Origin of the sequence: Pseudovibrio sp. POLY-S9 (assembly GCF_001431305.1) — a bacterium.
Taxonomy (GTDB): Bacteria; Pseudomonadota; Alphaproteobacteria; order Rhizobiales; family Stappiaceae; genus Pseudovibrio.
In genome coordinates this window covers 16626-27776 of the sequence record NZ_LCWX01000214.1, presented here as the reverse complement: position 1 = coordinate 27776, position 11151 = coordinate 16626, and the positions used below count along the sequence as shown (strand labels likewise).

11 protein-coding genes are annotated in these 11151 nt (G+C 51.2%); 7 read left to right on the top strand and 4 right to left on the bottom strand.

Annotated features, from left to right (window positions below; all coding sequences use genetic code 11):
• The coding region (locus tag PPL9_RS21490; RefSeq protein WP_348271979.1) for a YccF family protein at positions 1 to 477 on the top strand (477 nt) is incomplete at its 5' end.
• Positions 478 to 497: 20 nt separating this feature from the next.
• Here PPL9_RS21490 and PPL9_RS21485 read toward each other — a convergent pair.
• On the bottom strand, positions 498 to 878 hold the full coding sequence (locus tag PPL9_RS21485; protein WP_057464642.1) for a VOC family protein: 381 nt from the start codon (positions 876 to 878) through the stop codon (positions 498 to 500).
• Between the two features lie 88 nt (positions 879 to 966).
• Positions 967 to 1848 (bottom strand): acyl-CoA thioesterase II, encoded by an 882-nt coding sequence (tesB, locus tag PPL9_RS21480; protein WP_057464641.1) that lies wholly within the window; start codon positions 1846 to 1848, stop codon positions 967 to 969.
• A gap of 112 nt (positions 1849 to 1960) precedes the next feature.
• On the opposite strand from tesB, the gene PPL9_RS21475 reads away from it, so the two are divergent.
• The 5 genes from PPL9_RS21475 to PPL9_RS21455 all read left to right on the top strand — a co-directional run bounded on the left by PPL9_RS21475 (position 1961) and on the right by PPL9_RS21455 (position 8671).
• A complete protein-coding gene (locus PPL9_RS21475) occupies positions 1961 to 3202 on the top strand; it encodes a ubiquinone biosynthesis hydroxylase (RefSeq protein ID WP_057464640.1) in 1242 nt (413 codons plus the stop codon).
• 18 nt (positions 3203 to 3220) lie between these two features.
• A complete protein-coding gene (locus PPL9_RS21470; protein WP_082597028.1) occupies positions 3221 to 4072 on the top strand; it encodes an SDR family oxidoreductase in 852 nt (283 codons plus the stop codon).
• Positions 4073 to 4166: 94 nt separating this feature from the next.
• The gene (locus PPL9_RS21465) at positions 4167 to 4478 is read left to right on the top strand and encodes a YrhK family protein (RefSeq protein WP_057464639.1); all 312 of its coding nucleotides are present in this window, start codon (positions 4167 to 4169) and stop codon (positions 4476 to 4478) included.
• 63 nt (positions 4479 to 4541) lie between these two features.
• The gene (gene cls, locus PPL9_RS21460) at positions 4542 to 5972 is read left to right on the top strand and encodes a cardiolipin synthase (RefSeq protein WP_057464638.1); all 1431 of its coding nucleotides are present in this window, start codon (positions 4542 to 4544) and stop codon (positions 5970 to 5972) included.
• Between the two features lie 149 nt (positions 5973 to 6121).
• Positions 6122 to 8671, top strand: a complete 2550-nt coding sequence (locus PPL9_RS21455) for an SEL1-like repeat protein (protein WP_057464637.1) — start codon at positions 6122 to 6124, stop codon at positions 8669 to 8671.
• Here PPL9_RS21455 and PPL9_RS21450 read toward each other — a convergent pair.
• Together PPL9_RS21450 and PPL9_RS21445 are read right to left on the bottom strand one after the other, a co-directional pair.
• The gene (locus PPL9_RS21450; protein WP_057464636.1) at positions 8668 to 9153 is read right to left on the bottom strand and encodes a GNAT family N-acetyltransferase; all 486 of its coding nucleotides are present in this window, start codon (positions 9151 to 9153) and stop codon (positions 8668 to 8670) included. The genes PPL9_RS21455 and PPL9_RS21450 overlap by 4 nt on opposite strands.
• Positions 9154 to 9161: 8 nt before the next feature.
• Entirely contained in the window at positions 9162 to 10313 is a 1152-nt protein-coding gene (locus PPL9_RS21445; RefSeq protein ID WP_057464635.1) for an MFS transporter, read from the bottom strand.
• A 134-nt stretch (positions 10314 to 10447) separates the two neighbouring features.
• Here PPL9_RS21445 and PPL9_RS21440 point away from each other — a divergent pair, with 134 nt between their 5' ends.
• Positions 10448 to 11026 (top strand): TspO/MBR family protein, encoded by a 579-nt coding sequence (locus tag PPL9_RS21440; RefSeq protein WP_208989531.1) that lies wholly within the window; start codon positions 10448 to 10450, stop codon positions 11024 to 11026.
• Positions 11027 to 11151 lie beyond the last annotated feature (125 nt).

Below are 11151 nucleotides of genomic sequence, written 5' to 3'. Positions count from 1 at the left end.
GAGATATTTATTATGCGCTACGCTGGAAATGTAATCTGGTTTGTCCTTGGAGGCTGGTACCTGGCCCTGATGTGGCTTGTGTACGGCCTCCTGTTCGCACTCACAATCATTGGCCTCCCTTACACACGAGCAGCCTGGGAAATGGCCAAATTATCGGCATGGCCCTTTGGCAAGGACATTGTGCACATAAGAGATCTGGATAACAAAGGTGCAACGCCAACCACCGTCTTAACAGGGGTCCTGGGTTTCATCTTCAACATCCTATGGCTGCCGTTTGGCCTCTCGCTGTTCCTAGGCTATGTGATATCCGGCATTCTCACCTGCCTGACAATCATAGGCATTCCCTTTGGCCTTCAGTCCTTCAAACTCGCAGCAATTTCCTTTTGGCCCGTCGGACGCCGTGTTGTAACGACCCAAACAGCGGACTTGGCACGCCAATACAAAGCCAGGGAAACCCTAAACAGCTACAGATATTAGAGAAACCGGCACAGCGTGCTCTAGCTCACATTGGTCGTATCTGTCGCGCACACCCGCAACCGATGCCCATCAGGATCTGTGGCAACAAACGTGTAGCCAAAATCCAGATCAGTGGGCTCCAGAACGATCGGAATGCCCTTCTCTTTCCAGAGACTGTAAACCTGATCAACCTCTTCCCGGCTCACATCACTCAGTGACAGTTCAAAGCCGCCAAAGGACGGTTGAGGTTTCGGGTCAATCCCCTGCGCAGACTGCAAGCCAAGTGTGACGTCGTCTCCCAGAGAAAACAGCGAAAATTCCTGAAAACGCTCAATCGGACTGCTTTGCAGAACATCAGTATAAAACTTGGTGCTTTTCTCCACGTCTTCGACATAGAGAATAACGCTATTGGGCTTAAACATGCTCACACCCCGTCATCTTAAAAATCAAAGAAACAAACAGATTGCTACAGACAAAGTATAGCTCTTGCACCAAGCAATATCTTTGATCTTACCCCTTACCCGGCACAGGACGCTCCCTCATCCGCATCAGGCCTTCCTGAACAGCGGAAGCCACCAACACACCATCCCGCGTGTAAAGGCTGCCACGACTGAAACCACGGCCACCCGCTGAACGCGGGCTGTCCTGCGTGTAAAGCAACCACTCATCAAAGCGGAAATCGCTGTGGAACCACATGGCGTGGTCCAGACTTGCCACCTGCAGATTTGGCACAAACACGTTGATGCCATGCGGGAATAGCGCCGTATCCAAAAGCGTCATGTCAGAGGCATAAGCCAGCACGCACTGGTGAATACGCGGATCATCCGGCAGCCTTGAAGCCGCCCGTACCCACACATGTTGCACCGGCTCTTGCTTCTTGCGAGAGAAATATTGCCCCAAATCCAATGGACGCAACTCAATCGGACGCTCCCGCTTCCAGTACTTCTGCACCGGTTCTGGTGCCTTTGAGATCAGCTCATCGGAGATTTCAGAGATCGGCATCAGGTCTTCCGGCATCGGCACATCCGGCATCTCAATCTGATGTTCCATCCCGCTTTCAACGCGCTGATAAGAGGCGGACATAGAGAAGATTGCATGACCATGCTGGATCGCTACAACACGCCGTGTTGTAAAGCTGCCACCATCACGAATACGGTCAACCTCATAGATGATTGGCACCTTCGGATCGCCCGGACGCAGAAAATACCCATGCAGCGAATTGACCTGACGTTCTGCGCCAACCGTTCGGGAGGCAGCAACAAGAGCCTGACCAATCACCTGTCCACCAAAAACACGCTGCCACCCGCTTTGTGGGCTTGTGCCACGAAACAGATTTTCCTCTAATTTCTCCAGATCCAAAAGGTCCAGCAGATTTTCAACAGCCTTCGTCATTACAGACAAACCTATTTTTGTAGTGATTTCGATTGCATGTGAGTAGTGTGGCGCTATATCGGTAGTGTCAACGGTTAATTGGGCTAACCGAGCGATTACAGGGAAGAGTTCTATGAGCAAGAAACAGACCGCCACCGAAGACCTTTATGACGTCACCATTGGCGGCGGCGGGTATGTTGGCCTATCGCTCGCGCTTGCTTTGAAGCAGTCAGAACCTTCCATGAAAATCGCGCTTGTAGACCTGCGCCCACGCTCAGCCATCGAGAACGATCCGCGTTCCTCGGCCATCGCGGCAGGCGCCGTGCGCATGCTCGATCAACTCGGCATCTGGTACAAGCTTGAAGATGAATCCCAGCCTATCACCGAAATGATCGTCACAGACAGCAAGCTGCACGACAGCGTGCGCCCAATCTTCCTGACATTTGCAGGCGATGTTGATGACGGCGAACCATTTGCCCACATGGTTCAGAACAATCATATGGTCGGCGCATTGCATGATGCAGCCACAGATGCAGGCGTTCACATCTTCGCGCCCGACAGTGTCAAAGACTTTGCAGTAGAGCCAGCCCACGTCAACATCACACTCGGCAGCGGCAAAACCATCCAGTCACGCTTGATCGTGGCAGCTGATGGCGTGCGCTCCAAACTCCGCGATCTCGCAGGCATCCAATGCAATCGCTGGAGCTACAATCAAAGCGGCATTGTCACCACAATCGCACATGAACGCCCACACAATGGCCGCGCAGAAGAGCACTTCCTGCCCTCCGGTCCGTTCGCGATACTGCCACTGAAAGGCAACCGCTCCTCCATCGTCTGGACTGAAAAGATGGCAGAAGCCAACCGCTTGGTCAATGGCGATGAGTTCACCTTTGAAATCGAACTGGAACGCCGCTTCGGTCACCATCTGGGCGAGCTCAAACTGGACGGACCCCGCGCTGCGTTTCCTCTGAACCTCGTGCTGGCACGCTCTTTCGTCTCCAACCGTTTTGCGCTGGCAGGCGATGCCGCCCACGGCATCCACCCAATCGCTGGACAAGGCCTCAACTTCGGCTTCAAAGACGTTGCAGCTCTCTCAGAAGTGCTTGTAGACGCGCATCGTCTTGGTCTCGACATCGGCGCAGCACACATTCTGGAACGCTACCAGAGCTGGCGCCGCTTCGACACATGGCAGATGGGCATGACCACCGATGTGCTGAACCGCCTGTTCTCCAACAACATCGACCCAGTCCGCGCCGTCCGCGACCTCGGCCTCGGCCTTGTTGAGCGTATGCCGTTCCTGAAAAAACACTTCATCGGCGAAGCAGCTGGCCTGGCCGGCCCTTCCCCAAAACTCCTCCTCGGCAATCCGCTGTAGGTCAAATCAGGTACACGTGTGAAAGACAAACGCTCCATCCTCATCACCGGATGTTCAACCGGCATTGGTTACTCTGCTGCACACATTTTGAGAGAGAGAGGATGGCAGGTCTTTCCCACCTGTCGCAAGCCAGAGGATGCAGAACGCCTGCGCTCGGAAGGCTTTGACGCCTTCCATCTGGATTATTGCCAAACCGAATCTATTCAGGCCGCCGTTGAGTCAGTTCTGGCAATCACAGGCGGACGCCTTGATGCACTCTTCAACAACGGCGCCTATGGCCTTCCCGGCGCCATTGAAGATCTTCCCACCGATGCCTTGCGCCGTCAGTTCGAAACCAACTTCTTCGGCTGGCACGAGCTGACCCGCCTTGTCATTCCGACCATGCGTAAACAGGGCCATGGCCGTATCGTGCAATGCTCCTCAATCCTTGGCCTCGTCGCCATGGATTATCGCGGCGCCTACAACGCCACCAAGTTTGCATTAGAAGGCTACACCGACACCCTGCGGCTGGAACTGCATGGCTCAGGCATACAGGTTAGCTTAATCGAACCGGGTCCGATTCAATCTGAGTTCTCCAAAACAGCTGTCAAAATGTTTTACGAGGAGATCGGAGAGGATACCAAGAACGCCTCCCACTTCCGCGAAAGCTACAACCGCCGCCTCTCCATGCTCGCCAAAGGCGGCACCACAAAATTCAAACTCCCACCTGACGCAGTCGTCCAAAAACTCACCCACGCCATTGAAGCCCCCAAGGCTAAGGCACGTTATTACGTAACCGTTCCAACCCACATCATGGGCACTCTGCGACGCATCCTGCCAACCTCAATGATCGATATGATCCTGAGAAGGTCTGCAAAGTCGGAAGAGTAAGAGAACGAGACCCCTCGGTTTTCTTCAAAGCAAACTCCCAGTGCCCCGTATTGCGCGCACTCTGGATTTATGCCCCCAGCAAAAGAGTGACCCCATGGCACTATTTCATCCTGATAACTGCACAATGAGCGAACGACATAAGCAAATTTATGCGTATTGCGAACTCGCCTATACTGCTGTTGATTTCTCTGCAGCAGCCTTGTTCGTCGTTGGCAGCATTCTCTTTTTTAAAGAGGCAACCACCTATTTGGGAACATGGCTGTTTCTGGTTGGGTCAATTTTATTCGGTCTCCGCCCAACAATTAAGCTCTTTCGGGAAATTGCATATATCCGCCTTGGGAAATATGAGGACCTGCCTGAAGGCACTGAGAATAATACGGGTTGGCTAAACCCCGATATGAAGTGAACCTAACCAACACGTTCGCCAACGATCAATCATAGGATTAAATTTCAACGCAGCCGAGTTCAAATGACCTTCATACTAGTTTTCCATGTTCTATTAGTTTTGACGTTTACAATCCGAATTCTGCTGCGAGATGATTTGTCACCACCGGTTCGCCTCGCTTGGTTCATCGTTTTGAACGTACTTCCCTATGTCGGCATTGCCATTTATTTCCTCTTTGGAGAAACGGATCTTGGCCATCGCGCAGACAAGCGTCACAAAGAGATTTTTGATGAGATCCATGAAAACGCTAAGCAATTCATGGGCACGCCAGCTGATGTCGATCAGCTGATCAACCCGGAATACCGCAACAGCTTCCATTATGCTGGTTCAATAAACGGCTTTTACCCAGTTGCTGGAAACAACGCCACACTCATGGAAGATGCCACAGCGACCCGCGACAGCTTGATAGCAGACATCGATACCGCGCAGGATTATGTGCATGTTCTCTATTACATTTGGCTAAATGACCACACAGGCACAGCACTCGCCAACGCTTTGATCAGAGCAACCCAGCGCGGGGTCGTATGCCGCGCGATGGCAGATGGTCTCGGCTCACACCAGCTCATAAAATCACAACTGTGGGAGAAGATGAAGGAGGCAGGCGTTCAACTGGCTGTCGCCCTGCCGCTGGACAAACCAGTGCGAACGCTCCTGACCAGCAGACTGGACCTGCGCAACCACCGTAAAATCACGATTATCGACGGAAAAGTCACTTACTGCGGCAGTAGAAACTCAGCTGATCCGGAATTTCTGGTCAAAGCAAAATACGCTCCCTGGGTCGACATTATGCTACGCCTGACCGGGCCCATTGTGACGCAAAACCAGCTTCTGTTCATAAGCGATTGGATACAAGCAACAGGCGAAAAGCTAAATGACTTTGAATTGAAGTCAGAACCGGCACAAGAAGGGTTCCCGGCACAGGTGATGGGCGATGGCCCAACGGAACGCAAAGGAGCAACACCTCAGCTCTTTGCCTGCCTTATTGCAACCGCCCGCTTCGAACTCACACTATCGACGCCCTACTTTGTACCCGATGAAACTGTTCTGGAAGCCTTGCGCGCAGCGGCTTATCGAGGCGTGAAAGTCACCTTGATTTTCCCAAAGGTCAACGACAGCTGGATCGTGGCAGCTGCAAGTCGCAGCCACTATTTCAAACTTCTGGAGGCTGGTTGTGATCTCTTTGAATTCAAAGGCGGTCTATTGCACGCCAAGACACTCACAATGGATAACAAGATCACTTTGATCGGCTCTTCCAACCTTGATCTGCGAAGCTTTGACCTAAACTACGAAAACAACATTCTGTTGCAGGACAAGGCAATAACAAACGCTGTTCTGGAACGGCAACAGCAATACCTCGACAGTTCAGATCAGGTCTTTTTTGAAACTGTTTCCAGTTGGTCATACCTCAAGCGAATAAAAAACAACATCATCGCAACAGTTAGCCCAATCTTGTAGTCCTGCAGCTAACCTGTACAAAGCTAAATGCAATCGCGATTTGGACTCTCACCTTTTCAAAAAGGTTGTTTGAGACGGAACTACGACTGTCCAATCCTAAAATTGTAATCTCTGCTATTGTTTGAAGCGGTGCAGATTCGGGGGAAAATATGCAGTTGCGGCATTTGAAGTTAGCTCTGGCAGCTCTGGCCATTTCACTGTCCAGCCAAGCAATCCTTCCAGTGTACGCCGAGGATTTCAAAACCATCTCGGCATCCGCTGAGCAAGGTGACTTTCATTCTCAATACAAACTTGGAATTCTCTACGAAGAGGCACAAGGTGCCCCTCAGGACTATACCAAGGCTGCAAAATGGTTTCGCTTAGCCGCTGAGCAAGGTCACGTCGCCGCTCAATACCGCCTTGCCAACTTGTATCACAAAGGACGAGGCGTCCCGCAAAGCTTCAAAGAGGCCGAAAAATGGTATCTGCTCGCAGCTGACAAAGGGCATCCGGAAGCAGAACGCGAACTTAATTACTTTTACGCCCAAGGGCTTGCGGGGCCGAAACGTTATAGTAACGCAGCGATGAAGGTTTGGCGTAAGGCTAAGCGAGGTGATGCAAAGGCACAGTTTAGCCTGGCAATTGATCTCGAAGATGGCACTGGCGTCCCACAAGACTACGCTGAAGCAGCAAAATGGTATCGTCTGGCCGCTGATCAGGGCCATGCAGGCGCTCAACATAACCTAGGGCTATTATACCATTATGGTAACGGCGTGCGGAAGGATTATGAAGAAGCCGTAAAATGGTACCGCCTCGCCACAGAGAAAGATCATGCCGGTGCTCAACTTGAACTTGGCTATATGTACTCCAGAGGAATGGGAGTGCGGAAAGATAATAGGGAAGCGCTCAAATGGTACCGGCTTTCTGCCGACCAAGGCAATGCAATAGCTCAATCCAATGTCGGCTATTTTTACAAAGAAGGGCGAGGTGTTCCTAGGGACTACAAAGAAGCCATCAAATGGTACCACCTCTCAATAAAGCAAGGGTATTCAGGCGCCAGACTTAAGCTAGGGTACATGTACGAGAAGGGGTTAGGCGTACCAAGAGACTACAAGGAAGCAGCAAAATGGTACCGGCTTGCTGCTCGGCAAGGAAATGACCAAGCTCAATACAACCTTGCTGTGCTTTATGAGGATGGGCTTGGCGTACCTCAAGACAATCAACAAGCCGAAAAGTGGTTCCGCCTTGCTGCTGAGCAAAACCATGACCGAGCGCAGATTGCACTAAAAGGCCTTCAGGCCCGACTTCAGGATTACGACAAATCTGCAAAATCACTTATGCAAGCCGCAAAACAAGGCGATGCGACAGCACAACGAGAACTTGGCCAAATGTACGTCAATGGCCAAGGCAGACCACGAGACTACAGTGAGGCTGCAAAGTGGTACGAAGTTGCAGCCGATCAGGGTGACAAATCGGCACAATACTCTCTCGCACTCTTTTATCAAAATGGGCAGGGCGTTCAGCAGGACTATGCTGAAGCTGCAAAGCTTTACCGTCTCGCAGCAGAGCAAAACCACGCGAAAGCACAGCTTGAACTCGGGTATCTTTACACCGTCGGCCTAGGTGTAAAACTGGACTACGCCGAAGCAGAAAAGTTTTATCGCCTTGCAGCCGATAACGGGAATGCGATCGCAAAAAACCGCCTCACAGACATGCGTTACATTGGCGAAGACTTAAAGCAGCACTATGCCGGTATTGCAAAGGAATATCATCAGGTTGCCGAGCAGCATCTTGCCGGATTCCATTATAATCTGGGTCGTGCCTTCACCAACGGAAAGGGCATACCACAGGACTATCCTAAAGCCGCAGAAAAGTTCCGTCTGGCTGCAGAGCAAGGGCATGCCAACGCTCAATTCAATCTCGGACGTATCTACGAAATCGGACTGGGCGTAGATCAGGACTACGGTAAAGCTCTGAAGTGGTACATCCGCGCTGCTGAACAAGGTGTTGCTGATGCGCAGTACAACCTCGCTGTTATGTACGCCAATGGTACAGGCCTACCGCAAGACCTGATAGAAGCCTCGGCTTGGTACCATTTCGCTGCTAAACAAGGCCACCCGGATGCTCAGTATAACCTTGGGTTTCTTTATGCCACAGGACAAGGGGTAGAGCAGGACGAAACCACAGCTGCAAGATGGGTTCGCCTCGCTGCTGAGAAGGGTCATGCCGAAGCGCAGTACCGTATCGGAAGAGCCTACGAAGACGGAGTGGGTGTAGAACAAAACAACACTGAAGCAGCAAACTGGTACTACCTCGCTGCAACGCAAAATCATGCTGAGGCACAATTCAATTTTGGACGTATGAATGCCACAGGCCAAGGCATTGCAAAGAATGAATCTGATGCTGCAAAATGGGTTCTCCGCGCCGCAAAGCAAAGCCATGTAGAAGCCCAATATCGCATCGGTCTTGCCTTTTACAAAGGCAGCGGAGTTCAGCAGGACATAGAAAGCGCTTATGTCTGGTTTTACATCGCAGCAGAGAACGGCAGCAAACCTGCGCTAAAAGCACAAGAAGACATAGCAGATCACCTGAATACCAAAGAGCTGGAACAAGCCGTAGGCAAAGCCAAATCCCTCATGAAGAAGCTCAAAACCAACACGCAATCAGACCCAACCAAAGCACCGATAAGGTTCAAGTTCTTACCCGTAGTCCCCACTTAAGGAGTGAGCGGTGGTGCAGCATCCAAGAGCTCTTCAATCACCAGCTGTTGCTGCGCAACTGCGGCAATCTCAGCACAGGCACGTTGGTAATTCACTCCGAATTTCTCGAAGATATCCCCTTCAACCTTGAAACTTAGGCGCTGGTAGAAAGCAACGGCATCTTCTCTTGCGTCGCACCAGATGTTGTCTGCCTTTTGTAGGTCAGGCTGGTTTGCAGCATACCGGATGAGATTACTTCCGATGCCGCACCCTTGCTTTTCTGGCAACACCGCTAGTTTTCTCAGTCTCACAGAGGGCAGATCGAAGAAGAAAGACCCGACACCAATCAAGTTATCTCCTTCATATGCTCCAATATGAAGGGCTTGGTGATCTTCTGGAACCATGACCCGTTCTATGGGAGAGTCTGGCCAGAGCACTTGCTGACGTAGCCCGTATGTCAACGTTGCAGGAATGCTCCGAAAACTAATCTCTAGTTCTCTCATACTTCCCCTCACCGCTTAATCAGAGACCGGCTCATCAGCAAACTCAGCACAAGTGCCGGTAACATCAGCATAAAGCCGCCCTGGATACCGAGGTGATCAGCGGCATAGCCGATGACGAGAGGACCGACGAGGAAACCGCCGAGAGCAATCTGCGTCATCAAGCCCACATTAACAGCAGCAGAGCGACCCGGTTTTTCAGCAACAGCCGTAACAGCCAGCGGAAAGCCACCAGAAACACCCAGCCCAACCAGACCAAAACCAAGCAATGACACCGCATAGTTTGGCGAAATCACCAGAATTCCGACGCCAATGAGAGCAAGGATAACAATCCCGGCAGCTGCGATCTGAACGTCAACACGAGATCGCAACCAGTCTCCGGTTAAGCGCCCGAATGTCACCATCAGAGCAAAGGCGCTATAGGCAATACCCGCGTAACCAGCTGATAGATCAAACAGATCAGTCACATAAATCGCAGACCAGTCAGCAATCGCACCCTCTGTCATGGTGATGCCAAACGCAAAGAAGCACACTGCAATCAGCGCTCCGCTTGGCATTTGGAAACCACTTTCAGACTTCTCAGCGACATCCGGCTCCCGGCCTTCTGTCAGGCTGTAGGAGGTAAACAGCGCTGGCAACAACGCCATACCACTTGCCATGAGAATGCTTTCAGATGGCCCGTAACCAACCCAGGAAAAGCCCGAGCTGATCAGACTTCCCACCAGCACACCAAGGCTCCACAAGCCATGACAACCCGACATAATGAGCTGTCCGCTTTTCCGCTCGGTCTTATCCGCAATCACGTTCATGCACAGTTCCACAAACGCCAATGCGCTGCCAACAACTGCCAAATAAACAAACAACTGCAGAATGGATTCGGCATACGTCGGCAATGGCATCAGACAGATGAACGCAAACAGACCCGCGATCAAAAGCTGGCGTGCACCAAACTTCTCCGTCAGCCGCCCGGCAAACATCAGCATGAACAGCAGCCCAACCGGCATGCCAACCAGCGCAAGGGCAAACTCCCCTTCACTCACCTGAAGTCTTTGCTGAATTTCTGCGATGCGTGGAAACCAGGCGCCAAGCGCGATGGGTTGAAGAAAGAAGACGCCGCGAATAAGATTCACATCGCGCGCACCAAGGACTGCTTGTTGTGTCATGGAAAAAGCTTTGAAGAGAGAAAAACGACCTATTAAATATCTAGCGTGATATTTTAGAAAAATGCAAGCTGTGTAGAGCACCTAATACAGCACAACCTCGTTTGCTGACGTAACAACGCAAATCAACGCGGAATATGCGCAAAAAACGCAATTCTGCGCAAAACCTTTCAAAAGGAATTTCCGTGCCCCTTAGCGACACCACAAAAGCTAAATTAAAGAACAGAATTGTCTGGAGTCGTCTCGTTGGATGGGGACTTTTGTGTTATGCAACAGCAGCTTACGGCGGCATCGTTACTGCACCGGCCATCCCTGAATGGTATGCATCTCTCAACAAACCATCCTTTAATCCACCTGATTGGATTTTCGCGCCGGTTTGGTCTGTTCTCTACACACTTCTCGGCATCAGCATCTGGCTGGCCACTGAATTTCAACAGACTGGCACCAACGAGGCAGCCAAATCACCTTCGAAAACCAGCATTCAGTTAACTTTCGTTATAGTATTGTTTTTAAACGGAATTTGGTCCTGGGCATTCTTCGGACAGCAAAACCCGACACTTGGCCTTGTTGTCCTTATCATCTTGCTCGCGCTAAGTTTTTTCACTTTCCGGCTATTTTATAGAGCGCAAATCTTTGCAGCATGGCTATATCTGCCCTATCTCCTTTGGGTTAGCTTTGCAGCCGTCCTGAATGCCTCTATTGTGGTTCTGAATTAATCCAACACCTCAATCGAGACTTTTATTATTGGAGATTTTGATGAGCGGTATTGTTGCCACTCTAGTTCCTATTGCTCTATTCGCCGTCGCTCTGGTCCTCGCCCTCGGCCTTTGGAACATGATGC